Raw genomic sequence first — 16019 nt, 5'->3', positions numbered from 1 at the left:
CGTATTGGAGGTTTGTCAAAATGTTTAAGTTGAAAATGTTTATAAATGGTGAGTGGATGGATTCTTTAAATGGACAAAAGAGTCATATTATAAACCCGGCAAACGGCACGATCATTGCAGTGGCTCCAAGCGGAAATGAAGAAGATGCCAAGATGGCTATTGATGCAGCACGCAGAGCCTTTGATTCAGGAATTTGGTCGGATTTGTCAGCTTCCGAACGGGCTTCTTATTTATATAAAATAGCGGATAAGATTGAAGAAAATGCAGCTGAGCTAAGCAAGCTTGAAACAGAAAATACGGGAAAACCACTTAAAGAATCAGAGTTTGACATTGCTGATACGGTAGGGTGTTTTCGCTACTATGCTGGCTTAGTGACAAAACCAAGCGGGCAAACGTATCATGTTTCCGATCCTGTTCAGGCTATGGTTGTTCGGGAACCTGTCGGTGTATGTGGACTAATTGCTCCATGGAATTTCCCTTTACTGACCGGAGCTTGGAAAATAGCACCTGCTCTTGCTGCAGGAAATACGATTGTGTTTAAACCAGCCGAGATTACTCCGGCTACAACTTATAGATTATTCGAGATAATGAAAGAAGTGGGGATACCAGATGGCGTTGCAAACTTAGTTTTGGGAGGTGGTGCAACGGTTGGAAATGAAATCGCCGAAAGCGATAAAGTAGATATGGTTTCTTTCACAGGAAGCACATCAACGGGCAGAAGCATCATGAAATCAGCATCTGGGAATATCAAAAACATTTCTCTCGAATTAGGCGGCAAGTCACCTAACATTGTTTTTGCCGATGCAGACTTTGAGACATCAGTCGATTATGCGTTGAATGGGATTTTTACCAATGCCGGCCAAGTTTGTAATGCGGGATCCCGTTTGCTGTTAGAAGAAAGTATCCATGACAAGTTTATTGCTAGATTGATAGAAAGAGCGAACAAGATTCAGGTTGGCCCTGGGGATGATACGTCTACAGAGATGGGTCCGCTTGTTAGTGAGGGGCATATGAATCAGGTGCTCGAATACATTCAAATTGGCTTGAACGAAGGGGCGAAATTAGCATGCGGTGGCAACCGTATCACAAGCAACGGGCTTGAAAATGGTTACTATGTAGAGCCAACGATTTTTGTTAACACTAAACCTGATATGAGAATTGTTCAGGAAGAGATTTTTGGACCAGTCCTTGTCGTTCAAAAGTTTAAAGATGAGGCAGAAGCAATCCAGCTGGCAAATGATACTCCATACGGTCTGGCGGCGGGTGTTTTTTCACAAGATGGCGCCAAAGCTTTAAGGGTTATTAAAAAAGTAAGAGCCGGAATTACGTGGGTTAATGCCTATAACCTCGCCTATAATGAAGCACCATGGGGAGGCTACAAGCAGAGCGGGATTGGCCGCGGGTTAGGAACCTTTGGTTTGGATACGTTTACTGAGGTGAAACAAATCAATATTAATTTAGATGTTAAGCCAACTGAATGGTTTAGCAATTAAATAGAAAAAGCACTGTTATTAATTTAACAATATTCCGGAAAATAAAGGAGGACATTCATTATGTTATGGGATTTTCATTTTAATCTGCCTACTTCTATAGAGTTTGGGAATGGCAAAGTAAAGAATATTGGGAAAAGGGCCAAAAAATTAGGTGGAAAAAAAGCCCTTATTATTACCGATAAAGGACTTGCACAAACAGGAATTTTGGAAAAAATCACACAGTCATTAGATCAAGAAGGTGTCAATTATATTGTTTATGATGAAATATCACCTAATCCAAAAGATGTAGATTGCGAGAGCGCATATCAACAGTTTAAAGACGAGAACATCGATCTTTTAATTGGTCTCGGCGGCGGTAGTTCAATGGATACAGCCAAAGCAATTGGGACACTTTTAACACATGGAGGAGAGCTAAGAGAACGTTACGGAGTAAATTTACTAGAACGGGAAATCCCACCACTAATTTGTATTCCGACAACATCAGGTACCGGTAGTGAGGTTACAAGAGGTTCTGTCATTACCGATACCGTGACGAAACAGAAGGAGGCGATACTAGATTTGAAAATCGCTCCTAAACTGGCACTTGTCGATCCTGAATTAACGTTAACGCTGCCGAAATCCATTACTGCTGCTACAGGAATGGATGCACTCACACATGCAATCGAAGCATATACTTGCAAAGTTGCTCAACCACTTTCAGATGCTTTGGGTCTTTATGCCATTGAATTAATAGCTAAGTACCTTCCATTAGCAGTAGAAGATGGTCATGATTTAGAGGCTAGGAAAAATATGCTTTTGGGCAGTTTAGTTGCAGGGGTCGCCTTTGATAACACGGATCTTGGGGCTGTACATGCGATGGCTGAACCGCTTGGAGGACTCTATGATACTCCACATGGAGTGGCGAATTCGATTTTTCTTCCACATGTATTTGAATTTAATATTCCTTCAAACCCAGAAAAGCACGCCATGGTAGCAATCAAGCTTGGGGCAAATCCTGAAGGCAAAACAATCGAAGAAACGGCGTACGAAGGTGTTGTGCTGTTAAAAGAGCTGGCAAATAAAATCGGCATTCCTAGCTTCCGGGATTTAGGCAATGTAAATCCCGAAGACTTCCCGTTCCTAGCGGAAGGAGCCTATAAACATTTGTGTACACAGGCGAATTCAAGAGATTTGACAAAAGAAGACTATCTGAACTTATTTCAAAAGACTTATGAGGTGAAAACCACAACTTTAATTGAAAATTAAATTATGTAAAAAAGTATAGGAGAATAATTAAAAATCCCCGGTTAAAATATGGCCCGCCGGCAGGAACTTTGAAAAGCGGGGATAGAAGGAGGCAGCATGTATGTCTAATCGTGATGAAAAGCAATTTTTAAATTTACCTTTTACAGGCATCTGTACTTTTGGAAAATACCCGATGTGCCCTGACCTAGATCAGCTTGACGCAGATGCAGCCGTCATCGGGGTGCCTAATGACATGGGGACACAATGGAAATCGGGAGCAAGAATGGGCCCTAGAGGAATCCGTGAAGGTTCTACTTTATATAGTTTCGGGCTGGATGGTGCCTATGATATTGAAAACGATATAATGTACCTTGGACCTGACTGGAAAGTTGTCGACTGTGGTGATGTAGACATGGTACATGGGGATATTATGCAATGTCATGAGAATACCGAAGAAGCGATTCGGAAAATTATATCCAAAGGCGCTTTGCCGGTCGTATTGGGTGGTGATCATTCAATCACAGCAGCAGTTGGAAAAGGACTGGAAGACCTGGGTCCGTTTCATGTAATTCAAATTGATGCCCATTTAGATTGGGCGAATCATCGCTCGGGAATGCGATATGGCCACGGAAATTGTATTCGCCGCTTATCTGAGCTGGATCATGTTCAGAGAATATTTCAGTTTGGGATTCGAGGGATCAGCAGCAGCAAAAAAGAAGACGTCGATGCAGCAAGAGAATATGGCAGTGTGATTTTGTCCCCTCGTCAGATGAGAAAGATGGGACTTAAGGAAGTGCTCAACCACATTCCACCAGGAGAAAAATATTATGTAACGATTGACATCGACGGAATTGATCCTTCAATCGCTCCTGGAACAGGTACACCGTCACCGGGCGGCTTTCTTTACGATGAGGTCAATGAATTGCTCGAAGGAATTGCCAAAAGAGGAGAAGTCATCGGTTTTGATTTGGTCGAAGTAGCTACTCCATATGATCCAACCGGCATGACCGGACAAGTAGCAGCCCGTATATTACTGGACTTGCTCAGCTATGTCTTAAAGGAAAAAGAGAAAAAAAAGAAAAAAGACTACGGCAATGAAAAAGAAGAAATTCTTTCTTAACATGCAACAGAACCAATATTGGAATAATTCAGAAAAATAATCGTGTCTTAAGACTCCAGATATTCAAAGGATTATTTTAGCGGGAAGATTTAAATATATCGATAGAAACGGTCAGGCTTTAACTTTTTGTATTGTTAAGCCTGACCATCGTATTCGGCAGATATAATAAAAAAGGTGAACAACCATTTGAAGCAAGTAAAAAGGTCACCGTTCAAAACAACAGCCAGGAAGAAAAATCTTTTAAACTAGGAGTGGAGTATCACAGTGAACGTAAAGGCATCCAAGATGCTGTGAAGAACGGTGTGAAAGTAGCTGTGCCTTCATCGATTACAGTAACAAGCGGGTAATCACAGTTAGCTCCAGCCAAAAATAAAGAGGCAAAAAAGGACTGAAATACTTCCTGCGTCTTGTCGGTTTCAATACCACAAGCTGCGTTTGCAAAGATTTATCCTTATAAATATCCCCTTACAGAAGAACAAAATCCTTAGTTAATAGAGAACAGAGAATTTTTTGTACGGTTGGCAGAAAGTTTACATCAATGCTCCCCATTTGATTTTGCAATGATTGGAGAAGAAATATCGGTAATTTAAGAGAATATCTTAGTAAAAAGATTTAAGGTTGTTTGCAAGTTTTTTTCCTTTTCCCTCGACTTTAAGGCGTTTCAGTAAACGGATTGAAAGAATACAGGTTTCTGGAACTTCAAAAAGCTATTCCTTTTTTGGGGAATTTAGGTAATGATTTAACATTAGGAATATAATTTGAATTGAGGGTATCGATGATAGAAATTTCACCTTTAAATGATAATGAGGAACTCATAAATGAAATCAATTTGCTTAGAGAAAATATGATAGAGGCAGCTAATTATTATGGATTTACTAGTCCAAAGACTCTTAAATGGAGCGAAAAACTTGATAGATTACTTTATAAATATCAAAGTATAACAAAAGAACCTGACCCCAATAACCGTGTGAACGGAATGGAAAATGTTACTTGTAATGGCTCTATCATTAGGTTGAAAAAATATTACAGCTTATTTTAATGGGAAAAGCCCTTGATTAAAAACCTTCTGCAGGTTTATTAATCAAGGGCTTTTTTTCTTATATATCTTTTAAAAAATTTGAGAGGAGTGACCGAAATAATAATAGAATCAGATTCCAATATAATAGATTTATTTTGAAGGTTAGAAAGTAGAGGTAAAAAATATGGAAAAAAACTTAAAATGCAAAAACCGACACTTTAATTTATTACCGGGATCTGCCCCTGAAAGAGAAAGCTCCAAGACAAAGAACAATACTAATGAGAGTGGTAAGCTAAAGGCCATCAATTACTTAGTAAGTGAAACAGTGAGAAGGCGTTTATAAATTTGGTGTCCTAAACTCTACACGTAATTGGTTCGCTAGCTGCGCGGCCAAGTGTACTTGGAGCAGTATAGCATAACATTTCCGGTCCAATTCTAGCAACCTTTTGGTCAAAAAAGCCGGTCGCCGAAAAAAATAAAAAGTGGTCTGAGCAGCCAGCTGAAGTGAAAATGTAAAGAAAAGACACAATGAGCGATGCTTATTGTGTCTTTTTTCATTAAAGGGTGATTCTTAAAAACAGTAAACGGGATTTAATTGGCATACCTTGGAATTGGTACCTAATCGGGCTGTGCCAAATCCGCATTTTCTGTGCGCAAAGCCACATTTTTTATGCACTCTTTGGACCGCTTCAGGTTATCTGTAGTATACAAAATCAACGCAGCCTGCGTTTCTCTTTAAATATCTGAGATTAAACCACAGGCATTCTCCCAATATAGTGAGACTCCGGTCTGAAAATCGTATTATTTTCAGACTGCTCCAGGACATGAGCCGTCCAGCCGACAACTCTGCTTGCTGTAAAAGTCGGGGTGAAAAGCTCTGATTCCATTTGAATAGATTTCATAATGGCTGCAGCATAAAATTCAACATTTGTGTATAATGCTCTTCCCGGTTTCAGCTCTTGAAGCAGGCTGACAGCAGCCGTTTCCACCTCTAGGGAAAGACCAAGCCATTCATCCTTACCTGCAATCTCAAGTAAAACTGATTTCAGTGCCAAAGCTCTTGGGTCATGCGTTTTATATACGCGATGGCCAAACCCCATTAATCGTTCCCCGCGATTTATTTTCTCCCGAATCAGTTTTTCAAAATTACCGCTTTTGGCCGCTTCATCTAAAAAGGCAATAACTTCAGAGGGTGCTCCTCCATGAAGCGGACCTTTCATCGTGCCAATAGCGGAGGTCACCGCTGAATAGATGTCAGACTCGGTAGAGACAGTAACTCTGGCCGAGAATGTAGAAGCATTCATTCCATGCTCTAGAGTTAAAATCATATAGGTTTCCAGAGCCTTACGCTTGGATTCCGCAGGCTTTTCTCCATTAAGCATATAAAGATAATTTTCAACATGATCAAGCTCTGCTGAAGGGCGGACAAAGGGCCTGCCTTCTAAATGGCTTTTTCTGCATGCGATGATTGTCGGCATCATAGCCGTTAACCGGATGCTGTCTGAATAAGAGGGCTTATCTTTATTTGAAGGACCAGCTGCTGAAACCGCTGTTCTCAAAACGCTCATAAAATCCATCTCAGCCGGGAGACTGATTAGCAGATTTTCTAAATACTCAGGAAGCTCGCGATGTTTCTTCAGTTCTTTTTTCAGGTGAAGGAGCTGGCGAGAGTCTGGCCATTCTCCATGCCAAAGTAAATACGAAACTTCTTCGAACGAATGATTTTTCGTCAATTCCCCTATATCAAGTCCTCTGTAAATCAATCGGCCATTTACCCCGTCAATATGGCTGATTGCTGTTTCAGCAGCTGCAACGCCTTTTAATCCTTTGATAACCATGAAAATCTCTCCTTTCCTTTGTACTGTTTATTTTATAAAATAATAAGTATTAAGAAAATTAAAAATATATAAATCATTTGATTAAGAATCTTAATTAGGAGAATGAATATGGAATTCACTTGGCTCCAAACATTTGTGACTGCTGCAGAATGCGAAAATTTCAGAAGAACAGCTGAGCTTCTCTACATTTCCCAGCCAACTGTTTCCGTTCATATCAAACTGCTTGAAAAAGAGCTCGGGGTTTCCTTATTTGAGCGAGATGGCCGGAGAATTAAGCTGACAGAAGAGGGAAGGATTTATTTGAAGCATGCAAAGGAGCTTCTTTCAGTTTATCAGAATGGGCTAGTAAAGCTTCAATCCTTTCAGCAGGGGTTTACATCGCAGTTTACCCTGGCTATTTCCCCGCTGATTGCGGACACGATTCTTCCTTATGTACTTAAAAAATACTGCAACCAGTTTCCTGAGGTAGAAATTTCCGTTAAAATTATTGAATCAAGCGAGATTGAAAAGGCGGTGCTGAATGAAAAGGTGGATCTGGGTTTGTCCTGTTCAGAAAGCACGCATCCAGATTTAAACTGTCAGCTTCTGTACAAAGATAAGGTATTACTTGTCGCCCCGCACGATGGTATGGATTCTGAAAGTGCACTCCCTCTTAATGAGGAAGAGGTTTTAACATCAAATTACCTTCTCACTCATAATCATCCTGTATACTGGGATTCCCTGTGCAGAGCTGTAAAAACAAACTATCCCGGCATTCGAATGATGGAGGTCTCCCAAATTCACATTACGAAACGGTTTATTGTCGAAGGACTTGGTGTTTCGTTTCTTCCAGCTTCAACTGTAAGGAGAGAAATGCTTGAAGGAAGACTGCTGGAGGTCGATTGTCCCTCTATTCCATTGCCCGAAGCTCATACATATGCCATCATGAAATACACTCATAAAAAGCAAAAAGAATTTTTAGCATTTCTTTCGCAGTTCAGAATTTAAAAGGAGGCCATTTCATATGAAAAAAACGATCGTTTTTACAGGAGGCGGTTCAGCAGGGCATGTCACGCCAAATATCGCGATTATAGATGAGCTTGATAAAAACGTCTGGGACGTCCAATATATAGGTTCTAAAAAAGGGATTGAAAAGGAACTGATTGAGAAAATCTCTATTCCCTATCATGGAATTTCTAGCGGAAAGCTGAGAAGGTATCTCGATTTTGAAAACGTGGCTGACAGTTTTCGTGTGTTAAAAGGCTGCATGGATGCAAGGAAAGTACTAAGAAAACTGAAGCCTGCTTTGGTTTTCTCAAAAGGCGGTTTTGTTTCCGTACCGGTCATTATTGCAGCAAAATCACTGAACATTCCTGTTCTGATTCATGAAAGCGATATGACTCCTGGACTTGCCAATAAAATTGCACAGCGCTTCGCTACAAAAATATTTACTTCATTTGAAGAAACGCTAAACTATTTTCCAAAAGATAAAACGGCTGCTATCGGATCACCGATTCGCAGAGGGATCTTAAAAGGATCTCCATACAAAGGAACGGAGCTGCTCGGCTTTGACCGCAAACGTCCGGTATTAACAGTGATGGGCGGCAGCCTGGGGGCAAAAAAAATCAACGAGACTATTAGAGCTGCATTGCCGCTGCTGAAAGATTATCAGATTATTCATTTATGCGGAAAAGGCAATGTTGATGAGAACTATGCAAATTTGAAGGACTACAAACAATTCGAATATGTTCATGACGAGCTGCCTCATTATTTGGCAGCAACGGAATTTGTCATTACTAGAGGAGGCTCGAATTCCATCTTCGAATTCCTTGCATTAAAAATCCCTATGCTCATTATTCCTCTTACGAAAAATCAAAGCAGGGGAGATCAGATATTAAACGGGAGATCGTTTCAGGAAAAAGGATATGCCGTGATGCTTGAGGAAGAAAATTTATCAGTGGATACATTGGTTATACATCTTGCTGATTTAAAGAGAAGAAGAGATGCAATAAAGGAGAAAATGACATCACTTGAGAAGAAGGACGCTATTGGAGTATTGGTAAGGGAGATAAACGCCAGATAAGAAACTTCTAAATAATAAAAGAGAGCAATAAATGCTCCCTTTTATTGCCTCTTTTCATTTAAAAAGCAAAGAATTTGCTGAACGTGAAAGTTGTCATGCTCCACCAGTGCATTCATGTAGGATAGAATAATATGTTTTGTTGATAAGTTCATGAGAATTGGGCTCTTTTTTTATGTATTAATATGATAAATTATAAAAAAGAAAGGAGAGTGGAGAAATTGATCGCATTGTATAAATTGAATAAATCACTAGAAGCAATCGTCACTCAGATTTTAAGTGAACACGGTCATAAGCCTTCCTGCTTCCATTCAAAAAAAACAGTTATAGATCATATGATGAACCCATTTGTTCTAATTACGCCCTTAACTTATGTAAACGAGGTTCACTCACTTTCCATTCCAATTGTTTCACTTTCCATTCACTTAAATGATTTCGAAAAAACAATAGAGGACCATGATCTTAATGATAAAAATCCCCTTATTATGGTCTCAGAAGAAGAAAAAAAGTGGTTAGACATTGAAAATCATCTTAAGTATCAAAATCGTTATGAAATTTGCAGCAGGGAACAGGTTCATTTCGGCAACGCAAAGAAAAACACAACCATTCTTGTACCTTCTTGGGAAAATAACCTTTCATTTGCACAACAAGCAAAAGAACATCTCTTTTTTGTTCAGCCTTCAATGGATACGGTTATTTCCGCTATTCGTCAGGCCATCCAATTAATCGATGTTACAAAAGAGATGTTTAAAGAAAAATATCAAGTGCAGGCTATTGTAGATTCTGCACATGATGGATTAATCGCAGTTGATCGGCAAGGGAAAATCACGTTGACCAATAATAATGCGAAAGTATTTCTGGGTTTGGAAGCAGAAGTTATTGGCCGAAATATTGCAGATTATATCCCAAATTCAGATATGCTGAGAGTTCTGCAAACAGGTAAGAAGGAAATAGGGGATGTAGCCAAAATTCAGGACCGGCAATTCATGATTAATCGGTATCCTGTTATTCTTAATAACACTGTTGTAGGAGCAGTATCCAATTTTAAAGAGATTACAGACCTGCAAAGGCTGGAAATGAAGTTAAGGAAAAAGCTGCATGAGAATGGGCTGGAGGCTAAATATACGCTTAATGACATTGTAGGGGAAGCGAAAAAAATCTGTGAAGTAAAGGAACAGGCAAAGGTTTTTGCGAAAACGGACGCTACGGTATTAATTACAGGGGAGTCTGGAACAGGAAAAGAATTATTTGCCCAGGGAATTCATTTACAAAGCACCAGAGCAATCGGACCTTTTGTTGCAGTTAATTGTGCCGCATTTCCTGAAAGTTTACTGGAGAGTGAACTATTTGGCTATGAAGAAGGAAGTTTTACTGGAGCAAGAAAAGGAGGAAAACAAGGACTATTTGAATTGGCGCATGGCGGAACTTTATTTTTGGATGAAATCGGTGAAATGCCATTGCAAATTCAGGCGCACTTATTAAGAGTTTTACAGGAGAGATCAATTCGAAGGATTGGAGGCAAACGTACTATACCCGTGAATGTCCGTATTATCGCAGCAACCAATACAAACATTGAATCCGAAATTGGAAATAAGCGATTTAGAAATGATTTATACTATCGTTTAAATGTGCTGTCACTTGATTTGCCGCCATTGCGCACAAGACTTGCGGATATTCCCCTCCTTACCCGCCATTTTATCCAGCAATTCAATGAACAGCATCGCAAACAAATTGAAAAGATTGATGAAGACTTTTTTTCAGTATTACAAGAGTATCACTGGCCGGGAAATATCCGTGAGTTAAGAAATGTCTTGGAACGAATTGTCTTGCTTCAACAAGATTCAGTCATATCTGCAAAAGATGCCTCGTTTTTTTATCCTAAACTTAGAATAAACAAATCCCACATACCTGCTGGCAATGCAACCATTAAAGGAAAAGAAAAAGATTTAATTCAAGTTGCGCTTAAGCAATATGAAAGTAAGTCAGAAGCAGCAAAATCACTTGGAATTGATCGATCAACCCTTTGGCGGAAAATCAAAGAATATAAGCTTTAGTGTTTTAATCTGAAACACATGATGCAAAATGAAACATAAATAATAGTTGCTCAGAATTTTTATACCTTATAACGTCTTTATAATTCAGAATATTTTAAATTAACAGAATTGGCATGGAACTTGCATTAATAATCTATTAACAGAACAAAAAGAGGTGATAGCTTGCAACATTTCTCAATAGCTGCCATACCTGGAGATGGAATTGGACCGGAAGTCATGGTAGAAGGATTGAAAACATTAAAGAGAATTGAGGAAATCCACGGAGGAATTCATTTCTCAATAGACACATTTGATTGGAATTGTGATTACTACTTAAAACATGGAAAGATGATGCCGGAAAATGGCTTGGACATTCTGCGGGATTACGATGTCATTCTGCTTGGAGCAATTGGTGCTCCAACTGTGCCTGATCACATTTCAGTATGGGAACTGATCTTGCCCATTCGCAGGGCCTTTCAGCAGTATATCAATTTGAGGCCTATTAAACTATTAAGAGGTTTGAACAGTCCCCTCCGGTATAAAGCTCATGATGATTTGAATTTTGTTGTAGTCCGTGAAAATACTGAAGGGGAATACTCCAACATGGGAGGGCGCCTTCACGAGAATACTCCTTTTGAGCTGGCGGTACAAAATAATGTTTTTACGAGATATGGAAGCGAAAGAGTCATCAAATATGCCTATTCGCTTGCTGAAAAAAGACCTAAGAGAAGGCTGACGGCAGCAACAAAATCGAATGGTATAAATCACTCGATGCCTTTCTGGGATGAAATCGTCAGAGAAATCGGCATGCATCATCCGAACATCAAGACTGATATTTATCATATTGATGCACTGGCTGCTTACTTTATTACAAGACCAGAAGAATTGGATGTAGTCGTTGGCAGCAACCTGTTTGGCGATATATTAACTGATCTGGGCGCAGCCATTGTCGGTGGCCTTGGTCTTGCGCCTTCTGGAAACATTAATCCGGAAAAAAACTATCCGTCGATGTTCGAACCGATTCATGGTTCTGCACCTGACATCGCCGGAAAAGGAATTGCCAATCCTATTGCACAAATCTGGAGTATTAGCTTAATGATGGAGCATCTTGGCTTTTCTGATATAGGCGACTTGATCGTTTCTTCTATTGAAGAGGTTCTTCTTGAACAAAAAGTGTCTACCCCTGATCTCGGCGGTAAAAATTCGACAAGTGAATTTGGAGAAGCGATTCACCAGCAAATGACCAAAATGAGCATGAATTCTATATAAGGAGATGAAAATGATGACTGAGACACAAACTTCCATGCTGAATCATAAAAACTTCCATTTATACATTAATGGAGAACAAATTTACACAGTCCATCATATTCCTGTCTACCATAAGTACACAGGTGAAGTGATTGCATCAATCTCTAAAGCGGAAAAACAACATGTGAATCAAGCCGTGAGTGCAGCTGAAAAAATCTTTAAATCAGACAAATTAACTGCCTATCAACGATCTAATATTCTATCAAAAGCAGCAGATTTAATGGAACAAAGACGAGAGGATTTTGAGATTTCATTAGTAAGAGAGGTTGGAAAAACACGCAAAGATGCAACAGGGGAACTGGATCGCACGATTAACACGATTCGTTTGTCTGCTGAAGAAGCTAAACGAATCGCAGGTGAAATGATTCCTCTTCAGGCGACAGAAGGCTCAGATAACCGTCTGGGATTTACCATTCGTGTTCCTAAAGGGGTCATAGGAGTGATTACCCCATTCAATTATCCTTTATTATTGGGCGTCCATAAAATAGCGCCCGCTCTTGCGGCTGGAAACACCATTGTTATTAAGCCTGCAACTTCAACTCCTCTTGCAACCTTTCAGCTAGTAGAACTCTTAGAAGAGGCAGGTCTTCCTAAGGGATATGTGAACATCATAACCGGAGCAGGAAGTGAAGTGGGTGAATGGCTATTGGAAGATGAACGAATTGCCATGTATACGTTTACGGGTTCTGGTGAAGTAGGCAAGCATATTAAAGAACGAAGCGGACTGAGGCCTGTAGCGCTTGAACTGGGAAACAATTCTCCAAATATTGTTCATCATGATGCAGATCTCAATCTTGCTGCAAAACTGACAGCTAGCCGAAGTTTTCATAATGCTGGACAAGCCTGTATAGCTGTACAGCGCTTATATGTCCATCAATCGGTATTAAAAGAGTTTACGGAAAACTACTTATCACATGTTCAGCAGCTGATAGTCGGCGATCCTGAAAAAACAGAAACAGATGTGGGCCCGATGATCAGTGAAAAAGACGCTATTCGATCAGAGGAATGGGTGAGAGAAGCCATGGAACAAGGAGCCCAATCTTTGCTTCCATTAAAGAGGGAAGGGGCGATTTTATATCCAGTGGTACTTGTTGACACGAATCCTGCCATGAAGGTGGTATGTAAAGAAGTCTTTGCCCCGATCGTTTGTATCATCCCTTATCAAGATATTGAAGAGGCATTTCATTCGGCTAATCAATCAGAGTATGGTTTACAGGCAGGAATTTTCACACGTGATTTGCAGCTGGCAATGAGGGCGGCAAAAGTTCTGGAATACGGTGGCGTCATTATTAATGATGTATCCACTTATCGCAATGACGTTATGCCTTATGGGGGAGTGAAAAACAGCGGCCTTGGGAAGGAAGGGCCGTACTATGCGATTCAAGAAATGACAGATGAACGAATGGTGGTGATGAACCTGTGACTGCACGATTGTTAGAAGCAAAAACAGCCATAATTACAGGTGCGGGATCAGGTATGGGAAAAGCTGCAGCCAAATTGTTTGCAGCACAAGGGGCAAACGTGGTTCTATCTGACATAAATAAAGATGCAGCAGACCAGACGGCGAAAGAAATAGATCGAATAGGACACGTTAAGACGGTTCACACAGATGTAGGAGATGACGAAAGTGTCCAAAATCTTGTCAAAGAGGCATTTAATGAATTTGAAGATATAGATGTACTGATTAATTGTGCTGGCGTTCCGCAATTCTTTACCCCGATTGAAGAAATGAGCTTGAGTGAATGGGATAAAATTATGTCGGTTAATTTGAACTCCATTTTTCTAACCACTCGCCATCTTGTTCCTATTATGAAAAGAAAGGAAAAAGGATCGATTATAAATATCGCATCGATTGCAGGAATACGGGCAAGGCCTGGATTAAATGCATATTGTGCATCTAAAGGAGCAGCGATTATGTTAACCAAGGCATTGGCATTAGAATTGGCTCCTTTTAAAATACGGGTCAATGCCATTAATCCAGGCCCTGCTGAAACACCAATGCTAGAGAGGTTTTTACCTGGCGATTCGCTAAAAGTAGAAGAAGATAAAAAGAAAATCTTTCTTGATAGTGTTCCTTTAGGTACGTTAATTCAGCCGGAGGATATTGCCCAAGCGGCACTATATCTAGCTTCTGATCTCGCCAGGGCTGTTACTGGGGAAATCATGAATGTTGACGGGGGAAGGGGAGTGTAATGAGTAAACCATTCATCCAAATAGATGAAATTTCATTTGAATATACAATTAATAACCAAAAGACTGTTCCCGTTCTGCAGAACGTTGCCTTTGATGTACATCCGGGTGAATATGTGGCGATAATCGGGCATAATGGCTCTGGAAAATCAACGCTGTCCAAGCATCTTAACGGAATTCTTAAACCTCATCTGGGCGATATTTATGTGGATGGTTTAAATACCAGAGATGGCGGACTGCTCCGTGAGATCCGTCAAAAAGTAGGGATGGTCTTTCAGCATCCCGATAACCAGATTGTCTCGACTATTGTTGAAGATGATGTGGCCTTTGGGCTGGAGAATATCGGAGTACCTGCTTCAGAAATAAAGGCAAGAATTGATTTTGCATTAGAAGCGGTTGGGATGAGTGAATTTCGGAAACGCCCTCCTCATCATCTCTCAGGAGGCCAAAAGCAGCGGGTTGCTATAGCGGGTATCCTTGCGATGAAGCCTGATTGCATTGTCCTGGATGAAGCAACCAGTATGCTGGACACTTATGGAAGAAGAGATATACTGGATGTCGTCCGCAAGCTTAATAACGACGGAATGACGATCATTACTGTAACCCACCATATGTCAGAGGTAGCTGAAGCAAGCCGGGTTATTGTCATTGAAAAAGGTCAAATCGTAATGGATGGTGCACCAAGAGAAATTTTTCAGCAGTATGAACTGCTGCATCGATTGCAGCTCGATGTCCCGGTAGCCAGCCAATTAGCAAGGCTGATTCATAAATATGACAATGAATATAAGGCAGATTTGATTCATAATGACGAGATCATTCAAGAGGTCATCCGTTTATCAGCTAAAAGAGGGGTGTATGCAGGTTGAGTGAATTTCCCATTCTTGAAGTGAAGGACTTACATCATATCTATATGGAAAAGACACCTCTTGAACACAAGGCCCTCTCAGGAGTCAGTTTACGTGTTGAAAAGGGGGAATGCATAGCAATTATAGGGCATACAGGATCCGGAAAATCGACTTTAATTCAGCACTTTAATGGGCTGATGCGTCCCCAGCAGGGTGATGTAATAGTGGACGGAAAGCATTTGTCTAATCCAAAAATTGATGTGAAAGCATTGCGGAGAAAGGTAGGCCTTGTGTTTCAGAATCCAGAGGATCAGATTTTTGAAAAATTGATCGGTGATGATATTGCTTATGGACCATTAAAAATGGGACTTCCTTTAAATGAAGTAAGAGACCGTGTGAAATGGGCAATGGAATTGGTTGGTCTTTCCTTTGAAGATCTGAAAGACCGAGCAGCCTATGCCTTAAGCGGGGGTCAAAAAAGAAAAGTCGCTCTGGCCGGAGTGCTGTCTTTGAAGCCTGAAATTTTAGTGTTGGACGAACCGACAGCAGGCCTCGATCCAAGGTCAAGACAGGAACTTTTGGAGCAAATCGTTCAGTTGAACAAAAAGGAAAACATGACAGTCATTTTCGTCTCTCACAACATGGAGGAAGTGGCGTATTTAGCAAATAGAATTTACGTTTTAGCAGAGGGAAGAAATCTGATTGAAGGAACACCAGGAAACATTTTCGGTAATTCTGAAACCCTGGCAAAACATCATATTGGAGCACCGCAAACAGTGGAGATTCTGTCGCAGCTAAAAGAACGGGGATATACTGTCAATCTTAATGCATACGAAATAGAGGCTGCAGCAAAAGAATTGGTTTCTGTTATTCAGTCAAATAGGAGGTGAG

The 16019-nt window shown here is 40.3% G+C and carries 14 protein-coding genes; 13 read left to right on the top strand and 1 reads right to left on the bottom strand.

The genetic code is table 11. The annotated features are described in order from the left end of the window. Nucleotides 1-20: 20 nt before the first annotated feature. The 5 genes from LIT25_15220 (at nucleotide 21) to LIT25_15200 (ending at nucleotide 4876) form a co-directional block, all read left to right on the top strand. Complete coding sequence (locus LIT25_15220) at nucleotides 21-1493, top strand: aldehyde dehydrogenase family protein (GenBank protein USK31983.1); 1473 nt, start codon at nucleotides 21-23, stop codon at nucleotides 1491-1493. Nucleotides 1494-1553: 60 nt separating this feature from the next. Next, entirely contained in the window at nucleotides 1554-2738 is a 1185-nt protein-coding gene (locus LIT25_15215; GenBank protein ID USK31982.1) for an iron-containing alcohol dehydrogenase, read from the top strand. A 100-nt stretch (nucleotides 2739-2838) separates the two neighbouring features. Continuing rightward, nucleotides 2839-3837, top strand: coding sequence for an agmatinase (gene speB, locus LIT25_15210; protein USK31981.1), 999 nt, complete (start codon nucleotides 2839-2841; stop codon nucleotides 3835-3837). 131 nt (nucleotides 3838-3968) lie between these two features. Next, nucleotides 3969-4184, top strand: coding sequence for a hypothetical protein (locus LIT25_15205; protein ID USK31980.1), 216 nt, complete (start codon nucleotides 3969-3971; stop codon nucleotides 4182-4184). A 428-nt stretch (nucleotides 4185-4612) separates the two neighbouring features. Further along, nucleotides 4613-4876, top strand: coding sequence for an aspartyl-phosphate phosphatase Spo0E family protein (locus LIT25_15200; GenBank protein USK31979.1), 264 nt, complete (start codon nucleotides 4613-4615; stop codon nucleotides 4874-4876). A 728-nt stretch (nucleotides 4877-5604) separates the two neighbouring features. On the opposite strand, the gene LIT25_15195 is transcribed toward LIT25_15200, so the two are convergent. Beyond that, nucleotides 5605-6693 carry a citrate synthase/methylcitrate synthase gene (locus tag LIT25_15195; protein USK31978.1) on the bottom strand — a complete coding sequence of 363 codons (1089 nt, stop codon included), beginning with the start codon at nucleotides 6691-6693 and terminating at the stop codon, nucleotides 5605-5607. A 108-nt stretch (nucleotides 6694-6801) separates the two neighbouring features. On the opposite strand from LIT25_15195, the gene LIT25_15190 reads away from it, so the two are divergent. The 8 genes from LIT25_15190 to LIT25_15155 all read left to right on the top strand — a co-directional run bounded on the left by LIT25_15190 (nucleotide 6802) and on the right by LIT25_15155 (nucleotide 16018). Next, the gene (locus LIT25_15190) at nucleotides 6802-7680 is read left to right on the top strand and encodes a LysR family transcriptional regulator (protein USK31977.1); all 879 of its coding nucleotides are present in this window, start codon (nucleotides 6802-6804) and stop codon (nucleotides 7678-7680) included. 16 nt (nucleotides 7681-7696) lie between these two features. After that, on the top strand, nucleotides 7697-8755 hold the full coding sequence (locus LIT25_15185) for an undecaprenyldiphospho-muramoylpentapeptide beta-N-acetylglucosaminyltransferase (protein USK31976.1): 1059 nt from the start codon (nucleotides 7697-7699) through the stop codon (nucleotides 8753-8755). A 209-nt stretch (nucleotides 8756-8964) separates the two neighbouring features. Further along, nucleotides 8965-10806, top strand: a complete 1842-nt coding sequence (locus LIT25_15180) for a sigma 54-interacting transcriptional regulator (protein USK31975.1) — start codon at nucleotides 8965-8967, stop codon at nucleotides 10804-10806. A 162-nt stretch (nucleotides 10807-10968) separates the two neighbouring features. Then, nucleotides 10969-12054: a tartrate dehydrogenase gene (locus LIT25_15175; GenBank protein ID USK31974.1), complete on the top strand. Its 1086-nt coding sequence runs from the start codon at nucleotides 10969-10971 to the stop codon at nucleotides 12052-12054. A gap of 37 nt (nucleotides 12055-12091) precedes the next feature. After that, nucleotides 12092-13516 (top strand): aldehyde dehydrogenase family protein, encoded by a 1425-nt coding sequence (locus LIT25_15170; protein USK36297.1) that lies wholly within the window; start codon nucleotides 12092-12094, stop codon nucleotides 13514-13516. Continuing rightward, nucleotides 13513-14286: an SDR family oxidoreductase gene (locus tag LIT25_15165; GenBank protein ID USK31973.1), complete on the top strand. Its 774-nt coding sequence runs from the start codon at nucleotides 13513-13515 to the stop codon at nucleotides 14284-14286. Before LIT25_15170 ends, LIT25_15165 begins: the two co-directional genes overlap by 4 nt. Continuing rightward, entirely contained in the window at nucleotides 14286-15149 is an 864-nt protein-coding gene (locus tag LIT25_15160) for an energy-coupling factor transporter ATPase (protein USK31972.1), read from the top strand. Before LIT25_15165 ends, LIT25_15160 begins: the two co-directional genes overlap by 1 nt. Further along, nucleotides 15146-16018, top strand: a complete 873-nt coding sequence (locus tag LIT25_15155; GenBank protein USK31971.1) for an energy-coupling factor transporter ATPase — start codon at nucleotides 15146-15148, stop codon at nucleotides 16016-16018. Before LIT25_15160 ends, LIT25_15155 begins: the two co-directional genes overlap by 4 nt. Nucleotide 16019 lies beyond the last annotated feature (1 nt).

Source organism: Bacillus sp. F19 (assembly GCA_023823795.1).
Lineage (GTDB): Bacteria > Bacillota > Bacilli > Bacillales > Bacillaceae > Bacillus_P.
Note: the sequence above shows the minus strand (reverse complement) of the source record. Positions and strands in the feature narration are given on the sequence as shown.

Bases quoted from the DNA above. Each gene is read 5' to 3' on its own strand.
- LIT25_15195 (USK31978.1), bottom strand. From the start codon at position 6,693: ATGGTTATCAAAGGATTAAAAGGCGTTGCAGCTGCTGAAACAGCAATC.
- LIT25_15185 (USK31976.1), top strand. From the start codon at position 7,697: ATGAAAAAAACGATCGTTTTTACAGGAGGCGGTTCAGCAGGGCATGTC.
- LIT25_15190 (USK31977.1), top strand. From the start codon at position 6,802: ATGGAATTCACTTGGCTCCAAACATTTGTGACTGCTGCAGAATGCGAA.
- speB (USK31981.1), top strand. From the start codon at position 2,839: ATGTCTAATCGTGATGAAAAGCAATTTTTAAATTTACCTTTTACAGGC.
- LIT25_15200 (USK31979.1), top strand. From the start codon at position 4,613: ATGATAGAAATTTCACCTTTAAATGATAATGAGGAACTCATAAATGAA.
- LIT25_15215 (USK31982.1), top strand. From the start codon at position 1,554: ATGTTATGGGATTTTCATTTTAATCTGCCTACTTCTATAGAGTTTGGG.
- LIT25_15220 (USK31983.1), top strand. From the start codon at position 21: ATGTTTAAGTTGAAAATGTTTATAAATGGTGAGTGGATGGATTCTTTA.
- LIT25_15160 (USK31972.1), top strand. From the start codon at position 14,286: ATGAGTAAACCATTCATCCAAATAGATGAAATTTCATTTGAATATACA.